Raw genomic sequence first — 23,772 nt, forward strand, 5'->3', positions numbered from 1 at the left:
GACCACTTGGACATCTCGCAAAACTCATCGGATGAATCAGTCGGCTGAGCTACCGAACGCAGGGGGGCGGCGGACCCCCGGTCCGCCGCCCCCCGCTACTCACTCACGGGTTCACCCGGGCACCTCTCAGCCCTTCCACTCCACCTTGAACACCCACACGTGCTCGCCCGCCGCGCGTGCCGCCGCCGGCACGTCCACGACGAACGACCCGCCCTTGGTACGCCAGTTCAGCGGCCGGTCGTAGCCGAGCATCGTGACCTTGTCCCCGGCCCTGACCGGCACCGCGGCCTCGACGGTGAGCGTGGCGCCCGGCTCGGCGAGCGAGTGGATGTAGAACGCCTTGTTCGGCCTGACCGTGAACCGCAGGTCTTCGCCGAGCTGCGCCATCCGCGACCAGTAGGTGGTGTCGTAGATGGCCTCGCCGTTGGTCTTGAGCCAGTGGCCCGTCTCGCGCAGCCGGGTCTGCATGATCTCGGGGATGGTGCCGTCGGCGCGCGGCCCGATGTCGAGGAGGAAGTTGCCGTTCTTCGACACGATGTCGACGAGGCTGTGCACGACCTCTTCGGTGCTCATGTAGCGGTCGTCGGGGGTCTCGGCGTTGTAGCCGTAGCTGTACGGGTCGAGTCCGCGGCTCGACTCCCACTTCGCGACGACGGTGTTGTCGTACGTCGTGTACTCGGGTGTCGTGAAGTCGTGGAAGCCGATCCCGGAGCGGTTGTTGACGGCGACCTCGTAGGGCTTCGGGCGGTTCTTGCCGTGGTTGAAGAACTCGGCGAGGACGTTGTGCGAGTCGTTGACGCCGCCGATGTCGCACCACAGGAGCTGCGGGTCGTAGTCGTGGATCAGCTCCAGCATCTGCGGGGCCTGGAAGCCCTTCACGTAGTCCTTGCCGGACGTGTAGCCGGTGTAGGGGACGGGCTCCAGCGTGTACGGGTTGCGCGGGGCGTGCCCCATCCACGGGTTGTCCGGGTTGAACCACTCGGGCATCGAGAAGTACAGGCCGCGATGCAGTTCGGGTGTGTAGCGGCGGGACGCGTCGAAGAGCTCCTTGATGATGTCCCGCTTGGGGCCCATCTTCACGGCGTTGCGGTCCGACAGCTTGGTGTCCCAGAGCGCGAAGCCCTCGTGGTGCTTGGAGGTGAGGACGTGGTACTGGGCGCCGGCGTCCCGGAACAGCTCGACCCACGCGCGCGGGTCCCACTTCTTCGCGGTGAACATCGGGATGAAGTCGTCGTACGCGAAGTCCTCGCCGTACGTGGCCTTGTGGTGGGCGTACGTCGGGTTGTTCGGGTCCTGCATCTGGTCCCAGTACCACTCGGCGTACTGCTTGCCGACCGGCGCCCACGCGGGCACCGAGTAGACGCCCCAGTGGATGAAGATGCCGAACTTCGCGGAGTGGAACCAGTACGGGGCCTGGTGGCCGGAGAGCGACGCGTCGGTCGGCTCGTAGTCGGGCACGCCGAGCGTGAGCTTCCTGGAGCTGGCCGCGGCCTGGTGTCCGCGCCCGGTGGCGACGACCTTGCCGTCCTGGACGGTGCCGGGCGCGGTGCCCGCGCGGTTGCGGATGCCGACGCGGACGCGGGCCTGCTCACCGGGGGCGAGGCGTGTGACGCGGGCGGGCTCGACGGTGCGCGCGCCGGGCACGTCGACGCTGACGGTGAGGGCGTCGGCGGTGACGATGCCGACGGTGCCCGCGTTCACGACGGTCGCCTCTACGCTCTGCGCGCCGGTCGACTCCAGGAGCGAGGACGTGGAGTGCGCGTCGCGCAGCGCAAGCGCCCGGCCCTGCGCGGCCGGCTGGAGCGAGAGCCCGAAGACGTGCAGGGCGGTCTTGTTGGCCTCGGCCGGGTTGAGCTTCGGCAGGGTGATCGCGACGGCCTCGCGCTGCGGGTCGAGGGGTATCTCGCTGGTGCCGATGCCGACGCGGCTGGTGTCCTTGGTGCCGTCGGGCTTGTAGCGGTAGGCGGCGGAGAGCGGGCCGCCGGAGGAGTACCAGTCCGCGCCGCCGAGTCCGGCGCTCGCGGTGGAGCCGTCGGCGTAGTGGACGGTCGCGCTGCCGGACGCGTTGCCGTAGCTGCCGGCGGTCAGGAACATTGCGGACAGATAGCGGCCCTTGGGGAGGTCGACGCGCTGGCCCATGGCCACGATGTTGTTCTTCGCGCCCGCCGCCGACGACGGGAAGACGTAGGCGATCCCGTCGAGTTCGACGGGTCCTGCGGGCAGTTCCTCGCCGGGGAAGGTGTAGCCGCTGCCGTCGAAGTCGCCTCCGCGGGCGGCCGAGGTATCGACGCCGTCGTTGTCGAAGTGGGCGTCGAGCGGAACCGGCACCGGATCGGGGACGGGCCCCCAGACGGCGTCCGCGGACGCCGTCCGGGCGGTGGCCGCCGCGTCGGACGCGGCCGCCGGTCCGGCGGCGGCGAGCGGCACTGCGGCCGCGGCTGCCACCGCTGCGGCCGTCCCGAGGACCTGGCGTCTTGGGTACGAACTCATACTCAGCACTCCCTGATGCGGCTCAAGGCTGGGCATTCATCGGAGGTCTGATGATGGTGGGGGTCCTTGAGCGCGTCAATGGGCCACGCAGAGGCGATAGTTGAGAGAGTGATCCGATGACCGCTCATCGGCACCCGGCCCAGAGCGGCACCCGCGACGAATGTCCGAAAACGGCCGCCTGTCAGCGCCTGCGAAGAAGGAGCGAAGCCGGTTTCCGGGGATCTGCCACCGTCGGTGGCCGCCGCGTCACAGCGCGCGGTACATGATGTGCAGCCCCACCCGGCCGTGCCGGGCGTGCTCGTACGCGTCCGGGACCGTGCCCAGGATCGTGAAGCCGAGGGAGGTCCACAGGCCGACGGCGGGGTTGGTCTCGACGACCGCGTTGAACACCATGCCGCGGTAGCCGTCGGCCTTCGCGCGCTCCAGGACGTGCTCGGCGAGGGCGCGGCCGAAGCCGCGGCCGCCTTGGGCGGGGTCGACCATGAAGCCCGCATTGGCGATGCCGGCGGCGGGACCGCCGTAGTTCGGCGCGACGTAGGCCGAGCCGACGACAGCGCCGTCCACCTCGGCCACATACGCACGCTTGCCCGGACCCATCCACAGGGTCCGGGCCTGCGCCTCGGAGGCGTTCGGGTCCCAGGCGTACGTCTCGCGGGATCCGACGATCTGCCGTCAGAACGGCCAGATCTGCGCCCAGTCCTTGTCCTCCGCGTCCCTGATCAGCATGTACGTGAGTCTGGCACGCCGCCGGTCAGGGACGGATACGGGGCCGGGGGGCCGGTCAGTCCACGCTCGGGAGGATATGGGGCTCCGCCAGGTCGTCCTCGTAGCCCGCGAGTCTGATCGGGGCCGAGCGGGCCCAGACGTCGAGGCTGCCCAGCTTCTCTGGCCGCCGCCCCGCGCGCTCCGTGCGTTCCCGTGGGCGCTGTTCGCGATCCGTCTTCTCTGGTGTCACCGCGCACTCCTTGTGTGTCGGGTAACCCTGTCCGGCGCGTCCCGCCCGGCGTTCCCGTCGGGCGTCCGGCGCCCGGTCGGGCCTGGTTTCGTTACCGGTTCGGGCGCGGTGGCGCCGGTTTTCTGCATGGGCGACCCTGGATGGGGCCGTCCCGCGACGGACCACGGGTGCTGGTTGGACCACGTTGTGCTGTCCGTCGGCTACAGACAGAGTAACCATATGAGCAGGGTCCCGCTCGATGGGGCCGAAACCAGAGAGACGTCCGGGGGTCGCCGGGGATTCATCCGGCCACCGGCGATATGACACCCGACTGGGCGACGACTACGTGGGGTCCGGCCGGGCCGTGTTGATCGATCGCCCCGGATCGTCGGTCGACTCGGCCGACGGCTGGGAGGTCACATCGGGCGAACCGGAGGGCTCGGCGGGGTTCGGAGCGGGTGGCAGCACGCCTCCTGGGGGCGGCGGTCCGGTGGGGCTGGCGGTGGCGGCACCGGCGGCCTCGTTCGCGATGGCGTCGAAGTCCACGTCGCCCGTGTTCTCCAGCATCGTGATGTGATCGAGGACGGTCTGGTTGGCGTCGGTGGCGAGCTCGCGGACAAGGGTGTTGCGGGTGGTGTGGCGGACCTGGGCGATCAGGGCGAAGACCTTGCCGTGGGAGTCGCGCAGCAGGTTGGCGAACTTGTTCTCGTAGTCCTTGCCGCTCGCGGCGGTCAGCTGGTTGAGCCACCCCTGCTGCTGCGGGTTGGGCTGGTTCGGCAGCTCCACGCCGAGCCGGCCCGCGACCGAGCGGACACGCTTGTCCAGGTCGGTGTGGCCGACGACGAGGTGGTCGCCCGCCATCCTGATCGCCTGCGTCGGCGCCCGCTCCATGGCCTGCTGGCCGGCCGGTATCTCCCAGAGCCCGGCGAGCCGCACCTTGACCAGGAAGTCCCGGTCGGTGGCCGACAGGGGGCCCCACTGGGTGGCCACGCTGCCCGCGTTCAGGTTGGCCGGCCCGGTGCCCGAGCGGTCGGCGTACGACCAGATCGGAAAGGCGAGTGCGCCCAGGGTGGCGACCAGGGCGGCGAAGATGAGCGCGGTCCCGTTGATGCGTCGCAAGCAATCCTCCCGATACCGGCGTCAACTCGCCGCGAGGGCGAGCTACTTGTTGGTACGGGAGGGTACGGACGTGACGGACGTGGCGTTCAGACTTTCGCGCCCCCTTTTTTTGGCCTACCCCCAGAGGGCGTCGGCGAGTGCGACCCCCGCGAAGGCGGCGCCGAGACCGGCGGCGACGCTCGCGGCCACATTGGCCACGGCGAAGAGCCGCGCCCCGTCCTGACTCAGGCGGAGGGTCTCGTACGAGAACGTCGAGTACGTGGTCAGCGCCCCGCACAGGCCCGTGCCGATGAGCAGCTGCACCCCCGACGAGGCGGCGCCCGCGGCGACGGCGCCGGTGAGCAGGCCGAGCACGAGGCTGCCGCAGACGTTCACCGTGAACGTCCCCCACGGGAAGACGCTGTCGTGGCGGGTCTGCACGGCCCGGTCGGTGAGATAGCGCAGGGGCGCGCCGACCATCGCGCCGGCGATCACGAGGAGCCAGTTCACGCCCGCGTTCCGCCCTTCTCCCGGCCCACGTAGCGGATGACCTCGCAGTCGTCGAGCATGACCAGGCCCTGTGACACCAGCTCGTCCAGCTCCGGCAGGAACTCCCGGATCCGCGCCTCGGTGTCGACGATCACGACGGCCACGGGCAGGTCCTCGCTGAGCGAGAGCAGCCGCGAGGTGTGGATCAGGGACGACGCCCCGAACCCCTCGATGCCGCGGAAGACGCTCGCCCCCGCGAGGCCCGCCTTGTGCGCCCGGTGCACGATCTCGCTGTACACGGGCTTGCGGTGCCACGTGTGGTTCTCACCGACGAAGACGGTCAGGCGCAGGGCACGCCCGGTCAGTCGCGTCATCGCTTCCTCCACGCCAGTAGGCGGCGCGTCAGCGCCACTCCGAGCCCTACGGCGGCGAGCGCCGCCCCGAGCGTCGCTGCGAGATAGACCAGGCCCGTGCGGACCCGGCCGCCGTCCACCAGGTGCTGGATGTCCACCGCGTACGTCGAGAACGTGGTGAAGCCGCCCAGGACGCCGGTGCCGAAGAACGGCCGCACCAGGCGGTGCGCCGCCCACACATCGGTGATGATCACCATGAAGACACCGATCACGAAACAGCCGAGCGCGTTCACCCACATCGTCGTCCAGGGAAACGCCCCGGGCGACGTGGGCCACAGGAGCGCGGCGCCGTAGCGGGCACAGGCACCTACGGCGCCGCCGAGCGAGACGACCGCCACGATCGGGCCCTGCGCCCGCAGGCCCGCGCGCCTCTGGGCCGGCACGCGCAGATCGACGTCCGGATCGCGGGGTTCGTCCACCGCCGGGGACTGCCCACCTGTCATCCCTACCCGTCTCCTCCTCGGCCCCGGCGCCGCGCCCCACTGAAGATCACTGTCTGCGGTCACCCTATCGCCGGTCCGGACGCGCCGTTAATGTCCCGTTGTCCCCGGCGAAAGATGGCCATGGTGTCCTGCCGGAACACCGCCATACGGGTCCCAGGGAGGAGCCACATGACACGGGTCGAGCTGCGCAGCGTCGACGAGCTGATGGATCTGCTGCACGCCTGCCGCGGCGCGTGGGACACCCCCGACCGCAGCGGCGACCCCGTCGACCTGCACGACCACGCGCTGCAGACCGCCGCGCTCCTGCGCCGCGGCCACCCCAGCGACAAGGAGCTCCAGCTCGCGGGGCTCGTCCACGACATAGGCCACCTGCTGCACCCCGGCGACGACGCGGGCCACGCGGACACGGCGGCGGCCGCGGTGCGGGGGCTGCTCGGGGAGCGGGTCGCGCGCCTGGTGCAGCTGCACGTCCCGGCCAAGCGTTACCTGGCGACATCGGACCCGGCGCGCGGCCTGTCGCCGCAGAGCGCGCTGACGCTGGAGACGCAGGGCGGGCCGATGACGCCCGAGGAGGCTGCGGCGTTCGCCCATGACCCGCTGGCCGACGACGCGGTGACGCTGCGTCAGGCGGACGACGCGGGCAAGGTGGTGGGTCTCGACGCCGGGGTCATGGAGGACTGGCGGCCGGTGGTGGAGCTGGTGGCGCACGGGTATCGGTCCAGCAACTTCACACCATCCCTACGTAGTTGACATGTCGGGCTGACGCCCCGTCATGAGACCGTACGCCCCATGACTTCGGAGCTCTCGCTGGAAGGCAGGGTCGCCGTCGTGACCGGGGGGTCGCGGGGCATCGGCCGGGCCGTCGCCGTGGCGCTCGCGGGTGCCGGGGCGCGGGTGTGTGTGACGGCGCGTGATCCGGGAGCGGTCCGCGAGACCGTCGCCGCGCTGACGAAGAGCGGCGCCGAGGCCACGGGACTGGCCGGGTCCGTCGCGGATCCCGCGCATCTGTGGGAGCTGACGGAGCGGGCCCTCGACGCGTACGGCCGTCTCGACATCCTGGTGAACAACGCCGCCACCAACGAACCGTACGGGCCGCTGATGGAGGCGGATCCGGAGGCCTGGCGCGCGGCGTTCACGGTCAACGTGGAGGCGCCGCTGCGGCTGGTGCAGTGCGCCTGGCGGGCCTGGATGTCGGAGCACGGCGGGGCCGTGGTGAACATCTGCACCGAGGGCGCCGGGCACGTCGGCCCCCGCGTGGGCGCCTACGGCACCAGCAAGGCGGCGCTGCTGCACCTGACGCAGCAGCTCGCGGGTGAACTGGCCCCGTCGGTGCGGGTCAACTCCGTCTCGCCCGGACTCGTCCGCACGGAGATGGCGCGCTTCGTGTGGGAGCACGCCGAGGAGTCCGTGGCGAGGGGGCTGCCGCTGGGCCGGATCGGGGAGCCGGAGGACGTGGCCCGGGCGGTGCGCTGGCTGGTGTCGGACGAGGCGGCCTGGGTGACGGGAGCCGACTTGCTGGTGGACGGCGGAACCAGGGTCAGAGCCGCGTCGCCGGGCCTGACCGATGCCGTCCACCAGCAGCTCCGTCACCGGCTGCCGGACACTCGATGAGGGTCTACCACTTGCCGGGCGCGTAGTCCTTCAGGAAGACGCCGTACAGGTCCTCACCGGCCTCGCCGCGGACGACCGGGTCGTAGACGCGGGCCGCGCCGTCGATCAGGTCCAGGGGGGCGTGGAAGCCCTCGTCGGCGAGGCGCAGCTTGTCGTAGTGCGGGCGCTCGTCGGTGATCCAGCCCGTGTCGACCGAGGTCATGAGGATGCCGTCGCTCTGGAACATCTCCTGGGCGCTGGTCCGCGTCACCATGTTCATGGCGGCCTTCGCTGCGTTCGTGTTCGGGTGGCCCGCGCCCTTGTAGCCGCGGCCGAAGACGCCTTCCATCGCCGAGACGTTCACGACGTAGGCGCGTCCGCTCGACGCCTTCTTCGCGGCGTCGGCCATGGCCGGGCGCAGCGCGCTGATCAGGATGAACGGCGCCGTGTAGTTGCACAGCTGGGTCTCGAGGAGCTCCACCGGGGAGATCTGCTCGATCGTCTGCACCCATGTGTTGCTGTCGACGACGTCCGGGACGAGGCCGCCCGCGTCGATGGCGCTGCCGTCGCGGTGCCGGGCGACGCTGGCGTTGCCCGCGACCAGGGCGAGATCGGCGACCTTCTGGGCGTCGAGGCCGGAGATACCGGCGGGCAGCGCGGTCAGGCCGTCGACCGCGCCGGAGTTGAACGCGCCGATGACGTGGTGGGCGGGCAGCTCACCGGCCGGCAGCGGGGCGCTCTCGCCCTCGACGAGGGCGGCGTACGCGGAGGGCAGCCGGCGTACGGTCTGCGTCGCGTTGTTGATGAGGATGTCCAGCGGGCCCTGCTCGGCGACCTGCTCGGCCAGGGCCACGGCCTGGGCCGGGTCCCGCAGGTCGATGCCGACGACCTCGAGGCGGTCCATCCAGTCCGCGGAGTCGTCCATCGCCTTGAAGCGGCGGATGGCGTCCTTGGGGAACCGCGTCGTGATCGTCGTGTGCGCGCCGTCACGCAGCAGGCGCAGCGCGATGTACATGCCGATCTTGGCGCGGCCGCCGGTGAGCAGGGCGCGCTTGCCGGAGAGGTCGGCGCGGATGTCGCGCTTGGCGCGGTTCACGGCGGCGCACTCGGGACAGAGCTGGTGGTAGAAGTAGTCGACCTCGACGTACCGGGCCTTGCAGGTGTAGCAGGAGCGGGGACGCTGGAGTATCCCCGCGAGCCTGCCCTCCTGGACCTGCGAGGACGGCAGGAGGCCCTCGGTCTCGTCGTCGATGCGCTCGGCGGAGCCGGTCGCGGTCGCCTCGGTGACGGCCTTGTCGTGGGCGGTCTTCGCGGCGCGGCGCTCCTGGCGGCGGCGCTGCTTCACGGTCCGGTAGACACCGGCCGTGGCCCGCCGGACCTGGATCGCGTCGGGGTGGTCGACGTCCAGCTTGTCGAGTTCGTCGAGCACGCTCAGGCAGACGGCGAGCCGCTCGGGGTCGATCCCGGGGCCGAACGACTCCTGCGACACCACCATGGCGTTCATGGCGCCCGTCTGGCTGTCCTCTGTCATCGTCACCGCTGCGTTCCTCGCGTCACTCGGACCGCGGCGTGCTGTGAGTGACCGCGGATGCTCTCAAAAGGCGGAACCTTACAACCTGCTGTCGACATTCCGCCAAGTGGGCAGTTTATCCCGCTCCAGGACCGGGCCGGGAACGCCGGTCCTGGATCTTGGTCCGGTACGGCCGCTCACGCAGGGGCGAACCCGAAAGGGCCACGACCAGGGCGCGACGCCCGGGTGACGGAAGACACGTGATCCCTAAGGCGGCGGACATCGCGCCCGCCGCCCTGACCACACTCCTTGCCCCCCTACAGCCACCCCCTGTCCCGCGCGTACCACCCCAGCTGGATGCGCGAGTCGGTGCCCGCCAGGTCCATCAGGCGGCGGATGCGGCGCTGCACGGTGCGGCGGCCGAGGCCCGTGTGGTGGGCGGCGGAGGCGTCCGTGTGCCCGGCGAGCAGCAGGGCGAGCAGTCTGCGGTCCTCCTCGTCGGGGAGTTCGTCGGCCGTGGCGGGGCTCGGCGTGAGCCGGCCCGCGCCGTCCTCGCGCAGCCGCACCGCACGCTCCCACTGCAGCTCGAAGAGTGTGATGAGGGAGGTGAGCAGCCCGCCGGGGCGTACCAGCAGGACCCCGTCCCGGTCGCCCCCGCTCGCGTCGAGCTGGACGACGGCGAGGTCGTCGTCGGTGATGAGCAGCTTGCAGGGCAGCTCGGGTGTGAACCGGATCTCCTGGCCCCGGTCGAGGGAGGCCCGGATCTCCTGGGGAGCCCCGGGTTCGTTGAGGACGGCGCGCTCGATGACCAGACGTTCGCGGACGCCGCGCCGGCTGAGGTCCGCCTCGTCGGCGTCGCTGGTGTCCTGGACGCCGATGACGGCGAAGGGCGGCTTGGCGAAGAAGCGGACGTCGCCGCGGGCCCCGCGCAGCCGGTGCTGGATGAGGCGCCCGACGCGCTCGCGTCCCCGCACCACTTCGAGGGCCGGGCCGGCGGTCGCGGTGCGCCTGCGGAAGATCTCGGTGAGCTCCTCGACCCCTGCCCTGGCCTGGAGTACGGCGCGCTCCTGGGTCAGCACCAGTTCGGTGAGGGCGAGTTGGGGTGATACGGCCGTGAGCAGACCGTCGGCCTCATCGGCGAGTCCGAGGGCGCGGAGCCGGGTGGCGGCCGGGTCGGGTCCCGCGTCCGCGGGCCCCTCTTCGACGAGGCGCCGGTAGAGCTTCTCCTCGTCGGCGTCGAGGCCGAGCCCGCCGAGCGATCCTGGTGCGTCGGTCATGCACCGATCATCGCTCAACGGGCCCGGTCCTGATCAAGGGCCGAAATCAGCCCTGCTCGTCGCACCACATGTCGGGGCAGCCCGAGTTGTAGGCGTCGGTCAGGGTTTCGGTGAGTGCGGCCCCGGAGGTGTCGGTGGCTGTGGTGCGCAGCGACACCTTGGCCGTACCGGCGGCCGGGACCGTCACCTTCCAGCGCCCTGCGTCACCGCGCACCGCGGTGGCCCGGTGCCAGGTGGCGCCGTCGGTGGCGTACCAGACCTTGAGCGAGGTGACGGGCCTGTCCCCCTTCGCGGCGCCGACCGTGTATGTCAAGTCGTCCTTCGCTCCTACCGAGTTGGTGCCGCTGAGCGGCAGGTCGTAGTCGAGGTCGACGAGCCGGGCGGGCGTGGCGTGTGCCGCGTGGCCCGAGCGCAGACGCCACTCGCTGGTGACGCGGGTGCCGAGCTGCCAGGTGACAGGGTCGCCGCCGTCCCGCTGGGCGTCGATGGTGAGGCGGTACCAGCGGTCGCCGCGCGGCAGGTCGAACACGGCCTGGCCCGGGCGGTCGTTCCTGTCGACGACGGTGCCGTCGTCGGCGGCGAGGACCGTGGTTCCCTGGTCGGCCTGGGGCGCGTACTCGGACTGGTGCCCGGCCGCGTCGGAGAACACCGGGAACGCGACCCGTAGTTTGTCGCCGTCCCGCACGACGGAGCTGTCGCCGGGCGCCGGGTTGAAGGGCGCCGACATCCAGTCGTCGGCGTAGGTGCGGCCCGCTTCGTACACGGTAGGCGCGGTCAGCAGGGTGCCCAGCGGGAACACGGCGTCGCCGACGTCGTACTGGTAGTGGAAGGTCGCCGTGGTCCACGGCACGCCCGGTGTGACGTAGACGTCCTGCGCGGCGGGCACCCGGTAGCGCGCCATCTGCTGCACGAGCCGCAAGCCGTGCCAGGTCGTCCAGGCGTACAGGCCCTTGGGGTCGCCCGGGTATCCGTGGGTGCGCTCGGTGGTGCGGATGCGGGCGAGGTCCGCCCGGCGGTCGTACCAGTCGGCGCCAGCGGGGATCGCGCCGTCGCTCTTGTGGAAGAGGAAGTACGCGGTCGGGGAGGTGTCGACGCCGTCGACGGTCAGCGTCAGCGGGCCCTGGGCGAGCCGGTCCTTCAGCAACGGCATCGACTCCGCGTTCACGGCGGCGATCGGCGTCGGCTTGTACACCGACAGGCCGTAGCCCTGGTACAGGATCAGGGCGACGCCCGCGTCTGTGAGCTTCTGGTAGATCGGGTTGTTGACCGAGGGCGAGGACTTCGTGGGCTGCCACAGCACGATCGCGCCCTTGAGGTCCTTGCCGGCGAGCTCCTCGTCCGTGCCGCCGCCGATGTCGGTCACCTTGCCGGTGACGCTGCCCGTCCAGCGGTAGATGCTGTACTGCGACAGCTGGAGCCCGAGGTCCTGGGGCTTTCCGCCGGGTTCGTGCGCGTCGATCTCACGCTGCTGCCAGGACGTGCCGCCGAACAGCATCAGTCCGTCGTAGGTCTCCCCCTCGGGGGTCGGCACCACCTGCACCGCGTACGGTCCCGCGGCGCTGGTGGCGACGAGGCCGGTGTCGGCGCCGCCGAGCGAGGAGACGAGGCCGGTCGCGCCGCTGGTGGTGGTGCGCACTCCCGCGTCGTCGACGCCCATGCGTACGGGCTTCGCGCCGTCGGTCGACAGCCGCACGGTGGCGTTCTCGCCGAGGGTGACGCGCCGGACGGAGTGGATCGCGGTCAGGCCCACGACGGTCCTGCCGACCTTGTCGTACTCCCAGGTGCTGACGAGGAGTCGGTAACTGCCGCGCGGGAGCGTCGCGTTGCGAGATCCGGTGCCGCTGACGCCGGTGAGCAGGGAATCGCCGGTCTTTTCGTTCTGGACGACGACGGTGGTCGAGGTGTCTTCGGCGCCCTCGCGCGGGGCGGGCCCGGTGAGGGTGAGGACTCCGGACTCGTCGTCGGCCGTCACGGACACGGGGACGCTCACGTGTCCCTTGCCGGGCCAGTCGGCGACGACGTGCCCGCCGAGCGAGGCACCCGCGCCCGCTTGCGCGAGGGCGAGGCGCACCGTGGTGGTGGCGGTGCCGCGCGCCGGGACGGTGACGCTTTCCTGACCGGGCTTCATCAGGTTGCTGTCGGAGGTGACGTGGAGGCGGACCGCTTTGCCGGTGGTGTTCGTCCAGGTGATCTCGCGGGTCTCGTCACTGCCTGACGCGCGGGCCGCGAGCGTGGCGGGTGCGGCCGTCACCTTGGCATCCAGGGACGCCGGTACGTCGACGAGCCCGCCGCCCGTCTCGTCGACGGTGGTGCCCCGCACGTCGGCCGCCGCGCCGACCAGGGCCGACTTCAGCTGCTGTCCGGTCCAGGACGGGTGCTTCTGCTTGAGCAGCGCCGCCGCGCCCGCGACATGGGGCGTCGCCATCGACGTGCCGGACAGGGACGCGTACGAGGAGCTGACCGCGGCGTCGCCGAGGGTACCGGCGGCGCGGGCCGCGACGATGGAGCTGCCCGGCGCGGCGATCTCCGGCTTGACCGCCCAGCGGCCCTCGCGCGGGCCGCGCGACGAGAAGGACGACAGGGCCCCGGACTTGGTGACGGAGCCGACGGTGAGCGCTTCGTCCGCGGCGCCGGGCGCGCCGATCGTGCGGTCGCCGGTGTTGCCCGCGGCGATGACGAAGAGGGTGCCGTGCTCGCGGGAGATGCGGTCGACGGCTGCGGACATCGCGTCGGTTCCGTCCGAAGCGCGGTCCGCGCCGAGGCTCATGGAGACGATGCCGGCGCCCTGGTCGGCCGCCCACTCCATGCCGGCGATGATCCAGGAGTCGTAGCCGCGGCCGCTGTTGTCGAGGACCTTGCCCTCGACGAGGTCGGCGCCGGGGGCGACGCCCGCGTACCGGCCGCTCGACGCCGCGCCCGTCCCGGCGACGATCGACGAGACGTGGGTGCCGTGGCCCTGGTGGTCCTGGACGCCCTCACCGTCCTCGGTGAAGTCCTGTTCGGCGACCACCCGGCCCTTGAGGTCGGGGTGTCCCTTGTCGTAGCCGGTGTCCAGGACCGCGACCTTGACGCCCTTGCCGGTGGCGCCGCGCCGGTGGGCCTCGTCGGCGCCGATCTGCGGCACGGACTCGTCGAGGCTGGCCTTCACCCGGCCGTCGAGCCACACCTTGCCGATGCCGGCGGAGCGGGCGGCGGACGAGGTGGTGGCGAGCTGCTCCCAGACGGCACCCGCGTTCTTCTTCGGCACAGAGAGCACGGCGGCCCGCGCGGTGTCGAACCGGTCGGCCACGCGCGCGTGCTCGGGCGCCCGGGGCCCGCCCGCGACGGACGGCGCGTCGCCGACGACAAGGCGCAGTGCGCTCGTGTCCCCGTCGCCGTATCCCGACGCCACGAGCTCGGTCACGTCGAAGAGCCGCTGGTCGACGTGACCGCGCTCGATCTGCTCGGCGGCGTCGATCGGTACGGCGTACTCGTGCCCGTCGACGTGGTGGCGCGTGAAGCCCATGCCCTCGCGCCCCTCGCCGGGCACGATCCGCTCGATCTGCAGCGAGTTGCCGCTGCCGCTGTAGGTGACGACGTCACCAGTGAGGAGAGTGACGGTGCGGCCGCCGGTCGGGGTCGCCTGGGCGCCCGGGTCGGCGAAGACGGGCGCGTCCCCGGCGGCGGTCGCGGGTATCGCCGCGCCGACGAGCAGGGCGGCGAGCACCGAGGCGCCCGCCGCCGACCATCTGCCGCGCCGTGCGGACCGCTTCGCGCCGCGTGGCGAACCGGCCGTGGAGCCGGGTCCGTCTGCCGAGCCGGGTCTTTCTGCGGAGCCGGGTCTTTCTGTCGAGCTGTGTATCGGGGGCCGCGCAGAGGGCACTTGCCACGAAGAGGGCACTGTCCAACTCCCTTGTCCACCTGGTCGGATGGACGGAAGGATTCCAGCGCGGAGGCCCGTGCGGGGCGCCCGGAGCGGGCGGAAAGGCGCCGTGGCGCCAAGCCGCCACGCGACGGGCGGCCCACCCCTGTCAGACGGGCCGCTCCTCCACCTCGCAGGCCCGCACAAGGGCCGCGAGTTCCTCGCGGATGCCGGTCGCGAGCACGTCCAGGTCGGGGACCGCGGCGGCGTCGGCGACCAGGCCGTAGTGCACACGCCCCCGGTACGTGGACACGGCCACGGCGAGGGACTGGCCCTGGGCCAGCGGAGCGAGCGGGTAGACCTCGGTGAGCGGGCAGCCGCCGAGCCGCAGGCCGAGGCTCGGCAGCGGCACGCTCGTGACCAGGATGTCGAACAGGAGCCTGGCCGCCTGGGCGACGACGGGCCCGCCGATCAGGTGGCCCAGCGGCGGCACATGGTCGGCGAGCAGCGCCACGGCGCCCGCGCCGCGCTGCGGGCCCGCGTCCTTGTTGTGGTCCATGGCCGTACGGACCGAGCGCAGCCGGGCCAGCGGATCACCCTCGTCGACCGGCAGCTTCACCAGGTAGCCGGAGAGCCGGTTGCCCTGGGGGTGGGCCGTACGGGGACGGCGCCGCGAGACGGGGATCAGGGCCCGCGGGCGCACCCCTTCGCTGCCGTTGCCGCGCTCGTCGAGCCAGCGCCGCAGAGCCCCGGCCACGACGGCGATGAGGACGTCGTTGACGGTGCCTCCGACCGTCTTGCGGACCCGGTGCACATCGTCGAGTTCCAGGACGACGCCCTCCGTGCGGCGGGTGCCGGTGGCGTTCGAGGAGAAGGCGGCCGAGGTGTGCACGTCCCAGGTGGCGCGGACGACGGAGGTGCCGATGTCGAGGGCCGTGACGGCGCTGGAGGCACTGTCCCGCAGGAGGCCGGGCAGTTTGCGCGGGTCGAGGTCGCCGAGCCGGAGGTCACGCATGCCGGGGAACGGCAGCCGGAACCCGCCGGGTGCCTCGGCGGGGGGCGCCGCCCGGGAGACGGGCAGGTCCATCGGGTCCATCACCCCGGCGGCGAGCGTCAGCGCCCGCAGCCCGTCGGCCAGCGCGTGGTGGAACTTGAACAGGACGGCGAACGAGGCGCCGTCCGCACCCGGCAGGACATGTGCCTCCCACGGAGGCCTTGCCCGGTCGAGCGGCCGCTCCATCAGGGCACCGGCCGCCGCGTGGAAGTCCGCGGTGGGCTCGTTGAGCCGTACGTGGTCGAGCGGGTCGAAGTCGGGTACGGGCACGCGCGCCGCGCCGCCCACGGGGATCCGCACCCCTTGGATACGCATCCGCAGTCCGGGGACGGCGGGGGCGCGGGCGGCGAGGAGCTCCACCGCGTGCTGGGCGTCACCCGGCGACCCCGCGGCGAACACCCCCAACGCGCCCAGGTGCATCGGGTGTTCGGCGGTTTCGATGTTCCAGAACGCCAGGTCGAGTGGCGCGAGGAGGTCCGGGCTCGGCGCGGGCCGAGAGTGCTGGGACTGCTGAGAGTTCACTGGGGCCGCTCTCGCGTCGACGACTGGGGAAAGCAGTCAACCGCTCTCCGGTGATTACGGTCAAGTACGATCAAGCTACACACAGTAAACAACAGATTAAGACCCGCCCCATCAATGAAGGGGCGGGTCTCGTGGTGCCGGTGGGGCGTGTGGTGCCGCTACTTCAGCGCGGGCGGCGCCGCGTCTGCGGAGGTGCCCCAGGTGGAGGGCCTGTCGCCGACCGTGAAGGACAGCTCCCGCAGCCCGCGGATGTCGTCCGTCGTCAGATACGTCTTACCCAAAGCGGTTCCATCGGTGTGCGCCGACTGGATGTACCGCGCCGAGTCCGACGTCCCCGGAGCCTTCACCGTGAGGCGGCCCTTCGGGTAGTAGCGCCGGTCGAGGGTCACGTCCACCCGTTCGAAGACCGGGGTCGACAGGCCCCAGGTGTCCGTGCCGGGCTGGACCGGGAAGATTCCGATCGACGACAGGACGTTCCAGGCGGACATGGTCCCGAGGTCGTCGTTTCCGGTCATGCCGGTCGGGGCGTCCGTGAAGAGCGTGAGCGCCGCGTGCACGACGTCGGTCGTCTTCCAGGGCTGGCCGGTCGAGAGGTACGTGTAGGGCGCTATCAGGTCGGGCTCGTTCTGCGGGTTGTACTTGTCCGCGTTGTAGTAGTCGTACGGACCGTTGACCCACACCTCACGGGCGGTCTTCGCGGGGTCCTGCACCAGCTGGTCGTACGCGAAGAACGAGTCGAGGCGGTCGTTGGCCGCCTCGGTGCCGCCGATCAGGCCGACCATGCCGGGCAGGTCCTGCGGGACGAGCCACTGGTACTGCCAGGACGTGCCCTCGTGGAAGCCCTCGCTCTTGGCGGGGTCCGCCGGGCCGGTGAAGGTACCCGCCGCGTCCCGCGCCCGGAAGAAGCCGGTCGAACTGTCGAAGATCTTCCGGTAGTTCTGCGCCCGCTGCGTGTACCGCGCCGCGTCGTCCTTGTGCCCCAGGTCCTTCGCCATCTGCCCGAGCATCGCGTCGGACAGCGCGTATTCCAGGGTCGCGGAGGCGCCGTGGTCGTAGTCGGAATCGCCCGGCTTCACATGCGCGCGGTCCTTGATGTACGGCGCGAAGCCGTCCGCGATGTACTCCTTGTTGGCCTCACGGCCGACCGGCGCGGAGTCGGCGGGCGGGACCCCGTCGGCGTTCTTCTTCAGCGCGCGGTACGCCTGCTCCTCATACCCCTTGAGCAGCCCCTGCTGATAGGCGTTCGTGAGGAACGGGGTGACCGGGTCACCCGTCATGATGTTCGTCTCGACCGTGCCGTAGCCCCACTTGGGCAGCCAGCCGCTCTCCTCGTCGATCTTGATGACGGAGATCGCCATGTCGCGGGACTCACGCGGCGCGAGCAGCGACAGGAGCTGCGCCTGCGTGCGGTAGGTGTCCCACAGGGACCAGTTCTGGTAGTACGTGTAGCCCTTGGCCCGGTGGATCTTCTGGTCCCAGCCGGTGTAGCGGCCGTCTACGTCGCTGCCGATGTTCGGCGCGAGGAACGAGCGGTACAGGGACGAGTAGAAGGTGCGGCGGAGCGTGTCGCTGCCGCCCTGCGCCTTGACGTCGTCGAGCCGGTCCTCCCACGCGGCCTGCGCGGCGTGCTCGACGCGGTCGTACGAACGGCCGCCCTCGGAACGGAGGTTGAGCGCCGCGCCCTTCGCGTCGACGTACGAGATCGCCGTGGTCGCCTCGACGCTGCGGTCCTTGGAGGTGTCGAAGCGCACGAACGCGCCGCTGCGCTCACCGCCGGCCGTCGACTCCTTCGAGCCCTCGGTGACCGCGTCGCCCTTCCACGTGCCCGAGGTCTTGAACGGCCGGTCGAAGCGGGTGATCGTGTACACCGTGTACGGCTTGGTGTCCTGGCAGAAGCCACTGCCCGTGATGGCCGTGCGGACGGTGCGGTTGTCGAGTATCTCGACCTTGGTGTTCAGGGTCTTGTGCAGCGACTGGCCGGCGTTGATGAGGACGTTGGCCTTGTCGGTGGCGGGGAACGTGTAGCGCTGCACGCCCGTCCGCTTCGTCGCGGTCAGCTCGGCCTCTATACCCGTCTTCAGGCCAACCTTGTACGAGCCCGGGCTCGCCTTCTCGTCGTCGTGGCTGAACTCGGCCGCGTACTTCCCGTAGTCGGTCGACGTGATGTCGCCGGTCGTGGGCAGCACGGGCAGATCGCCGCCGAGGCCGCAGCCGACGCCGGACAGATGCACGGTGGAGAAGCCGCGGATGTGGTTCTCGGAGTAGTCGTAACCCGTGTTGTGCCCCGTGTCCGGCGAGAACTGCACCATGCCGAAGGGCACGGCGGCGCCCGGGTAGGTGTTGCCCTCGTTCTCGGTACCGATGAACGGATTGACCAGATCGGTGAGCCGGCCCTCGTCGGAGGCCGCGGCCGCCTGGGCCGAGGGCACGGCGAGCGCACCGCCCAGGAGCGCGGCCGCCGCCACCGCCGTCCCCGCTCCGCGCAGCCGTTGGGTCCATCTCATGGCGAGACCGCCTCCTCGAGTTCTAGACAACGTTGTCAAAGCGCAGCGCGATCATTCTTCTGTCGCTTGCGTGTACTCGTCAAGGGACACGACAGCGGGAGCCTGCGGCCGAGGCACGGCACAGGGCACCCGCCGACGAGATGTCAGGAACCGTCAGCCCACGACCTGCCGGCCCTTGCCCAGCGCGATCACCCCGCCCTTCGACACGGTGTACAGCTCGGCGTCCCGCTCCGGGTTGACGCCGATGGTCGCGCCCGGCGGGACGTCCACGTTCTTGTCGAGTACGGCTCCGCGCACCACGGCACCCCTGCCGATCCGGACGTTGTCGTGCAGGACCGAGCCCTGGACGACGGCCCCCTCCTCGACGGTGACACCCGGGGACAGGACGGAGCGGGTGACCTGGCCGCGGATGACGCAGCCCGGGCTGACGATCGACTGGCCCGCGATGCCGCCCGCGCAGAACTTGGCGGGCGGCAGCTGCCCGGGGTGTGTGTAGATGGGCCAGCGCCGGTTGTCGAGGTTGAAGGCGGGCTTGTCCGAGAGCAGGTCGAGGTGGGCCTCGTAGTACGCGTCGAGGGTGCCGACGTCCCGCCAGTAGCCGTGCTCGTGGGGCGTCTCCCCGGGGACGTGGTTGCCGTCGAAATCGTAGAGCTGGGCGACGCCGCGCTCGGTGAGCATCGGAAGGATCGAACCGCCCATGTCATGAACGGAGTCGGGCATCTCGGAGTCCTGCTGCAACGCGTCGATGAGGGTCTTCGTGGTGAAGACGTAGTTGCCCATGGAGGCGAACACCTGATGCGGGGAGCCGGGGATGCCGGGCGGGTCGGCCGGCTTCTCCAGAAAGCGGTCCACGCGCGTGCCGTCACCGGCCGGCGTGATGATCCCGAACGACGAGGCGTCCGCGCGAGGTACACGGATGCCCGCCACCGTGACACCCGCGCCGCTCTCGATGTGCTGCTGGAGCATCTGGCGCGGATCCATGCGATAGACATGGTCGGCCCCGAACACCGCGATGTAGTCGGGCTGTTCGTCGTGGACCAGATTCAAGGACTGGAGAATGGCGTCCGCGCTGCCGAGGTACCAGCGCGGACCGAGACGCTGCTGGGCCGGGACGGGCGTGACATAGTTGCCGAGCAAGCTCGACATGCGCCAGGTCGTCGTCACATGCCGGTCGAGCGAGTGCGACTTGTACTGCGTCAGGACACAGATGCGCAGGATGTCCGCGTTGACGAGGTTCGACAGGACGAAGTCGACGAGGCGGTACGTGCCGCCGAAGGTGACCGCAGGTTTCGCCCGGTCGGCGGTGAGTGGCAGCAGGCGCTTGCCCTCCCCGCCCGCCAGTACGATCCCGAGCACCGAAGGTCCACCGCGCATCCCAGCCCCCAGCTTCACCTTGAGGATCCAATTGGCCTTGTTGACGGACTACTTCACCTTCTCGACGGACTACTTCGCCTTGAGGATCGCGTCGTACACATCGACCGTGCGCCGGGCCACGGTGTCCCAGCCGAACTCACGCTCCGAGCGCTCACGCCCGGCGGCACCCATCCGCGACGCCTCCGCAGGGTCGGCCACCAGCCGGTTCAGGGCCTGCGCGAGCCCGCTCTCGAACGCCCGCGGATCCCGCTCCTCATAGGGCACGAGGAGGCCGGTCGCCCCGTCGGCGACGACCTCAGGGATGCCACCGACAGCGGAGGCCACGACAGCGGTGCCGCACGCCATCGCCTCCAGGTTCACGATGCCGAGGGGCTCGTACACCGAAGGACAGACGAACGCCCTCGCGTGAGTCAGGAGTTGGACCACCTCGGTGCGCGGCAGCATCTGCGGGATCCAGTGGACACCGTTCCTCAGGGTGCGCAACTCGTCCACCAGGGTGCGGAATTCACGCCCGATGGCAGGAGTGTCGGGGGCCCCTGCGCACAGGACCAGCTGCGCCGACGGGTCCAACTCCTTCGCCGCCCTCAAAAGATGGGGAACACCCTTCTGCCGCGTGATGCGTCCGACGAAGACAATGTACGGGCGCTCCTGGTCGACACCGATGCGGGCGAGGACGTCCGTGGCGGGATCGGGACGGTAGAGGGCGGAGTCGATGCCGTTGTGGACGACGCGGACCCTCGCCGGATCGATCGCCGGATAGCAGGCCAGAATGTCGTCGCGCATGGCTCCGGAGACGGCGATGACCGCGTCGGCCGCCTCCACGGCGGTGCGCTCGGCCCAGCTCGACAGAGCGTATCCGCCCCCGAGTTGCTCGGCCTTCCAGGGGCGCAGCGGTTCGAGCGAGTGCGCGGTCACGATGTGCGGGACGCCGTGGAGCAACTTGCCCATGTGTCCCGCCAGATTGGCGTACCAGGTGTGGGAGTGGACGAGTTCGCGGCCTTCGAGCGCGGCGGCGATGGACAGGTCCACGGAGAAGGTGCGCAGGGCGTCGTTCGCCCCGTCGAGCGCCTGCCAGGCGCGGTGCCGGCGCAGCCCCTCGGCTCCGCCCTCGCCCCAGGTGTGCACATCGAGGTCGACGAGGGAGCGTAACTCCCTTGCGAGGAACTCGACATGGACGCCCGCGCCGCCGTAGACGTCCGGCGGGTACTCCCGGGTCAGCAGCCCCACTCTCATCGGATACCTCCGTGGATACTCTGCCCTTCAGGGCGGAAAGGAATCGGATTTCTGTGGAGCAGGGCAACGGGCAACGGGCTGGGCTTCGGCGCCAAGGTGGATCGCATTGCTTTGACCCGCGGGTTTGAACGTCTCGTGTGGCGAAGGTAGTTTGCGAGTGTGACCACGAGCCATGTGAAGCGGGCGTTCAAGTACCGCTTCTATCCGACGGATGCGCAGGCAGCGGAGCTGTCGCGCACGTTTGGATGCGTGCGGAAGGTCTACAACATGGCGCTTGCCGCTCGGACCGAGGCGTGGGCGCGGCAGGAGCGGGTCAACTACAGCCAGACTTCCGCGATGCTGACGGCGTGGAAGAAGACCGAGGAACTGGCGTATCTGAACGAGGTGTCGTCGGTTCCGCTTCAGCAGGCGCTGCGGCACCTGCAAGGAGCGTTTGCCCACTTCTTCGGCAAGCCGGCCCAATATCCGCGCTTCAAAAGCCGCAAGAAGTCGCGGAAGTCCGCCGAGTACACCGCCTCCTTGTCCGCGTCTGGGCGTCGCCTGGTTGTCCTGGACCCCACCGAACAGGCCGATGCCCTGGTGCGCGAGGTCACCGAAGTGCTGACGTCGATGTGCGCGCGCCTGTACGGGCGGCGGGCGGCGAAGAGCCGGGCCGCCCGTGCGGTGGCCGTGGCGACGGGTGAGGCCGACGGGTGAACAAGTTCCGGCCGCAGCCCGGGTTCGTGGTCAAGGCGTACCGCTTCGCTCTGGACCCGAACGCCGCACAGCAGGTGGCGATGCGTTCGCACTGTGGCGCCGCACGTGCCGCGTACAACTGGGCTGTGGGCTGGGTGAGCGCCTCGTGGTGGCAGCGCAAGGCCGAGGAGACGTACGGCGTGCCCGAGGCCGGGCTGACGCAGTGGCGGCCGTGGTCGTTGCCGTCGCTGCGCAAGGCATTCAACGCGGCCAAGCACACCGACCCCAGATTCGCGCACTGGTGGGCAGAGAACTCCAAGGAGGCGTACTCCACCGGGCTGGCCAACGCGTCGGCCGCGTTCGACAACTACGCCAAGTCCAAGCAGGGCAAGCGCCACGGCCAAAAGATGGGTGCGCCGCGGTTCAAGTCGAAGCGGAAGGCGCGCCTGGCCTGCCGGTTCACCACCGGCACGATCCGCGTCGATGCCGACGGCCGGCACGTCACGCTGCCGAGGCTGGGCACGATCCGCACCTGTGAGCCCACCGTCAAACTCCTCACCCGCCTCCAGGCCGAAAAGGCCAGGGTTCTGTCCGCAACGGTGCGGCACGAGCGGGGGCGCTGGTTCGTCTCCGTCCAGGTAGAGGTGAAGCAGGACCTCGCCCGGGTCACCCGGCCGGAGGCGGCGGTCGGGATCGATCTCGGCGTGAAGACCCTGGCTGTCATGGCCGACAGCACCGGCGAGATCCGTGCTGTCGCCAACCCTGGGCACTACAACCGGGCACGCAAGCAGCTACGCCGCGCCTGCCGTGTCGTCTCCCGACGCCAGGGCCCCGACCGACGCACCGGACAGGGGCCCTCGAAGCGGTGGGAGAAGGCCAACGCCCAGCGGAACAAGGTCCACCACCGCGTAGCGAACCTGCGCGAAGACGCCCTGCACAAACTCACCACGAGCGTCGCGGCCGAGTACGGGACCATCGTGGTCGAGGACCTCAACGTCGCCGGGATGCTCCGCAACCGGCGCCTGGCCCGCCGGATCGCCGATGCCGGATTCGGTCGGATCCGCCACCAGATCGACTACAAGACCCGCCAGCGCCACGCCACCCGCCTCGTGGTCGCGGGCCGCTGGTACCCCTCCTCGAAGACCTGTTCCGAGTGCGGCGCAGTGAAAGTCAAGCTGCCGCTGCACGTGCGAACTTATGAGTGCGACGGGTGCGGTCTGGTCATCGACCGGGACGTAAACGCCGCGCTCAACCTGGCAGCCCTCGCGGCAGCCGCAGTATCTGGTACCGGAGTGGCCGGAGACCAGGACACCGCCCCGGCGGCGTCGAAGCCTCGTGGAGCCGACCGTAAGACTCGCGCAACCGCCCGCAGCCGCAAGGCCACGGGCGGGCGGGCAGGTGGCGCAACCCTGCCGCACCAACGGCAGACGGAAACGAGAGACCGTACCCAAGCCGAAGCACTCACGCTCTGGTGACGAGACGGACCTTCCGGGCCGCAATACCCGGAATGCTATGAGCTACCGAGGCTCTGAGCAACGGAAGAGTGCTGCGGCGGCCCCTCGAAGCAGCAGTCGCCGCAGAGGCCGCCGCCCGGGGTGCGGTAGATGAGGCAGCAGCTCGTGCGGCGGAAGGCGGTGCCGGTGCGGGTGCCGGTCGCGGCGAGGCGGGGGTCCTCGAAGAGTTCCGTGGTCAGGAGGCGGGCGCGGGTGGCGACGTCGGGGCGCCCCGCGCGGCGCGCCCAGCGGCTGATTTCGCGGGCCGCGCCGGCGAGTGCGGATCCGGCGTTTCCGCGCAGCAGTGGGGCCGAGACGCGGTAGCGGGCGCGCAGTGCGGCTGAGAGCGGTGCCAGGTGGCGGTCGAGTACGAGCTCGGCGATGTGTGTGCTGTCGGCGGGGAGCTGCCGGGTACCGGCGAGGAACAGGTCGTCGGGCGCGCTGGCGTCGGGGTTCCAGTGCAGCAGGGCGGGGTCGAGGTCGGGGACGCGTCCGAAGAGGGCGGCGCTGCCGAGTGTCAGCGACCACAGGCGCGCCGCGAGTCCGAGTTGGGCGATGGACACGGCGACGCGTGGTTCGGGTACGGAGAGTGCCCGCGCGACCTTGTCGACGCGGTACGCGAGAGGGTCGCGGATCGGTGCGTCGCTCTGATAGGCGCGCCGCAGCGTCGGTAGGTCACTCTCCTCGTCCTTCTTGTCGCGCAGAGCGAAGAATCCGCCGAGGGAGCCGAGTTCGCGCAGGTCGATGTGGGCTGTCACGGCTTCAGTACAGCAAGTAGGCGTCCGCAGGTCACGGGTGGGGTGCACCTCGTGTCCCCCATCGGGTGGAGGAC

The 23,772-nt window shown here is 70.8% G+C and carries 19 protein-coding genes; 4 read left to right on the plus strand and 15 right to left on the minus strand.

Going from position 1 to position 23,772, the window contains the following annotated elements:
* Positions 1-126: 126 nt before the first annotated feature.
* The 7 genes from OG758_RS07410 to crcB (OG758_RS07440) form a co-directional block, all read right to left on the minus strand.
* Entirely contained in the window at positions 127-2,490 is a 2,364-nt protein-coding gene (locus OG758_RS07410; protein ID WP_326709226.1) for an alpha-L-fucosidase, read from the minus strand.
* A 246-nt stretch (positions 2,491-2,736) separates the two neighbouring features.
* Positions 2,737-3,156 carry a GNAT family N-acetyltransferase gene (locus OG758_RS07415; protein WP_326715838.1) on the minus strand — a complete coding sequence of 140 codons (420 nt, stop codon included), beginning with the start codon at positions 3,154-3,156 and terminating at the stop codon, positions 2,737-2,739.
* A 115-nt stretch (positions 3,157-3,271) separates the two neighbouring features.
* The gene (locus tag OG758_RS07420; protein ID WP_326709227.1) at positions 3,272-3,445 is read right to left on the minus strand and encodes a hypothetical protein; all 174 of its coding nucleotides are present in this window, start codon (positions 3,443-3,445) and stop codon (positions 3,272-3,274) included.
* 321 nt (positions 3,446-3,766) lie between these two features.
* A complete protein-coding gene (locus OG758_RS07425) occupies positions 3,767-4,543 on the minus strand; it encodes a DUF4142 domain-containing protein (protein WP_326709228.1) in 777 nt (258 codons plus the stop codon).
* 114 nt (positions 4,544-4,657) lie between these two features.
* Complete coding sequence (crcB, locus tag OG758_RS07430; RefSeq protein ID WP_326709229.1) at positions 4,658-5,032, minus strand: fluoride efflux transporter CrcB; 375 nt, start codon at positions 5,030-5,032, stop codon at positions 4,658-4,660.
* Positions 5,029-5,385, minus strand: a complete 357-nt coding sequence (locus OG758_RS07435) for a DUF190 domain-containing protein (protein ID WP_326709230.1) — start codon at positions 5,383-5,385, stop codon at positions 5,029-5,031. Before OG758_RS07435 ends, crcB (OG758_RS07430) begins: the two co-directional genes overlap by 4 nt.
* Positions 5,382-5,867 (minus strand): fluoride efflux transporter CrcB, encoded by a 486-nt coding sequence (gene crcB / locus OG758_RS07440; RefSeq protein ID WP_326709231.1) that lies wholly within the window; start codon positions 5,865-5,867, stop codon positions 5,382-5,384. Before crcB (OG758_RS07440) ends, OG758_RS07435 begins: the two co-directional genes overlap by 4 nt.
* 168 nt (positions 5,868-6,035) lie before the next feature.
* Here crcB (OG758_RS07440) and OG758_RS07445 point away from each other — a divergent pair, with 168 nt between their 5' ends.
* A complete protein-coding gene (locus OG758_RS07445; protein ID WP_326709232.1) occupies positions 6,036-6,617 on the plus strand; it encodes an inositol oxygenase family protein in 582 nt (193 codons plus the stop codon).
* Positions 6,618-6,656: 39 nt separating this feature from the next.
* Positions 6,657-7,478, plus strand: a complete 822-nt coding sequence (locus OG758_RS07450) for an SDR family oxidoreductase (RefSeq protein WP_326709233.1) — start codon at positions 6,657-6,659, stop codon at positions 7,476-7,478.
* Positions 7,479-7,482: 4 nt separating this feature from the next.
* Here the strand turns inward: OG758_RS07450 and OG758_RS07455 are convergent, their stop codons facing one another.
* The 7 genes from OG758_RS07455 to glgA all read right to left on the minus strand — a co-directional run bounded on the left by OG758_RS07455 (position 7,483) and on the right by glgA (position 20,772).
* The gene (locus tag OG758_RS07455; RefSeq protein WP_326715839.1) at positions 7,483-8,988 is read right to left on the minus strand and encodes an SDR family NAD(P)-dependent oxidoreductase; all 1,506 of its coding nucleotides are present in this window, start codon (positions 8,986-8,988) and stop codon (positions 7,483-7,485) included.
* A gap of 296 nt (positions 8,989-9,284) precedes the next feature.
* The gene (locus OG758_RS07460) at positions 9,285-10,244 is read right to left on the minus strand and encodes a TrmB family transcriptional regulator (RefSeq protein WP_326709234.1); all 960 of its coding nucleotides are present in this window, start codon (positions 10,242-10,244) and stop codon (positions 9,285-9,287) included.
* Positions 10,245-10,290: 46 nt separating this feature from the next.
* Complete coding sequence (locus OG758_RS07465; protein ID WP_326709235.1) at positions 10,291-13,950, minus strand: S8 family peptidase; 3,660 nt, start codon at positions 13,948-13,950, stop codon at positions 10,291-10,293.
* Positions 13,951-14,254: 304 nt separating this feature from the next.
* The gene (locus OG758_RS07470; protein ID WP_326709236.1) at positions 14,255-15,661 is read right to left on the minus strand and encodes a wax ester/triacylglycerol synthase family O-acyltransferase; all 1,407 of its coding nucleotides are present in this window, start codon (positions 15,659-15,661) and stop codon (positions 14,255-14,257) included.
* A gap of 158 nt (positions 15,662-15,819) precedes the next feature.
* Positions 15,820-18,165, minus strand: coding sequence for a GH92 family glycosyl hydrolase (locus OG758_RS07475; RefSeq protein WP_326709237.1), 2,346 nt, complete (start codon positions 18,163-18,165; stop codon positions 15,820-15,822).
* A gap of 153 nt (positions 18,166-18,318) precedes the next feature.
* On the minus strand, positions 18,319-19,539 hold the full coding sequence (glgC, locus tag OG758_RS07480; RefSeq protein WP_326709238.1) for a glucose-1-phosphate adenylyltransferase: 1,221 nt from the start codon (positions 19,537-19,539) through the stop codon (positions 18,319-18,321).
* A 69-nt stretch (positions 19,540-19,608) separates the two neighbouring features.
* Positions 19,609-20,772, minus strand: coding sequence for a glycogen synthase (gene glgA / locus OG758_RS07485; protein ID WP_326709239.1), 1,164 nt, complete (start codon positions 20,770-20,772; stop codon positions 19,609-19,611).
* A 159-nt stretch (positions 20,773-20,931) separates the two neighbouring features.
* On the opposite strand from glgA, the gene OG758_RS07490 reads away from it, so the two are divergent.
* Entirely contained in the window at positions 20,932-21,468 is a 537-nt protein-coding gene (locus OG758_RS07490) for an RNA-guided endonuclease InsQ/TnpB family protein (RefSeq protein ID WP_382746520.1), read from the plus strand.
* Positions 21,465-22,922 (plus strand): IS607 family element RNA-guided endonuclease TnpB, encoded by a 1,458-nt coding sequence (tnpB, locus tag OG758_RS07500; protein ID WP_326709240.1) that lies wholly within the window; start codon positions 21,465-21,467, stop codon positions 22,920-22,922. The genes OG758_RS07490 and tnpB overlap by 4 nt, the downstream gene beginning before the upstream one ends.
* A gap of 35 nt (positions 22,923-22,957) precedes the next feature.
* Here the strand turns inward: tnpB and OG758_RS07505 are convergent, their stop codons facing one another.
* Positions 22,958-23,698, minus strand: a complete 741-nt coding sequence (locus OG758_RS07505) for a (2Fe-2S)-binding protein (protein ID WP_406428606.1) — start codon at positions 23,696-23,698, stop codon at positions 22,958-22,960.
* Positions 23,699-23,772: the final 74 nt, after the last annotated feature.

The organism is Streptomyces sp. NBC_01474 (assembly GCF_035918215.1).
GTDB lineage: Bacteria > Actinomycetota > Actinomycetes > Streptomycetales > Streptomycetaceae > Streptomyces > Streptomyces aureus.

What these genes read in the sequence shown, in the direction of transcription:
- OG758_RS07410 (WP_326709226.1), bottom strand. Translation starts at nt 2,490, where the DNA reads ATGAGTTCGTACCCAAGACGCCAGGTCCTCGGGACGGCCGCAGCGGTG.
- OG758_RS07435 (WP_326709230.1), bottom strand. Translation starts at nt 5,385, where the DNA reads ATGACGCGACTGACCGGGCGTGCCCTGCGCCTGACCGTCTTCGTCGGT.
- crcB (WP_326709231.1), bottom strand. Translation starts at nt 5,867, where the DNA reads ATGACAGGTGGGCAGTCCCCGGCGGTGGACGAACCCCGCGATCCGGAC.
- OG758_RS07445 (WP_326709232.1), top strand. Translation starts at nt 6,036, where the DNA reads ATGACACGGGTCGAGCTGCGCAGCGTCGACGAGCTGATGGATCTGCTG.
- OG758_RS07450 (WP_326709233.1), top strand. Translation starts at nt 6,657, where the DNA reads ATGACTTCGGAGCTCTCGCTGGAAGGCAGGGTCGCCGTCGTGACCGGG.
- OG758_RS07455 (WP_326715839.1), bottom strand. Translation starts at nt 8,988, where the DNA reads ATGACAGAGGACAGCCAGACGGGCGCCATGAACGCCATGGTGGTGTCG.
- OG758_RS07460 (WP_326709234.1), bottom strand. Translation starts at nt 10,244, where the DNA reads ATGACCGACGCACCAGGATCGCTCGGCGGGCTCGGCCTCGACGCCGAC.
- OG758_RS07475 (WP_326709237.1), bottom strand. Translation starts at nt 18,165, where the DNA reads ATGAGATGGACCCAACGGCTGCGCGGAGCGGGGACGGCGGTGGCGGCG.
- glgC (WP_326709238.1), bottom strand. Translation starts at nt 19,539, where the DNA reads ATGCGCGGTGGACCTTCGGTGCTCGGGATCGTACTGGCGGGCGGGGAG.
- glgA (WP_326709239.1), bottom strand. Translation starts at nt 20,772, where the DNA reads ATGAGAGTGGGGCTGCTGACCCGGGAGTACCCGCCGGACGTCTACGGC.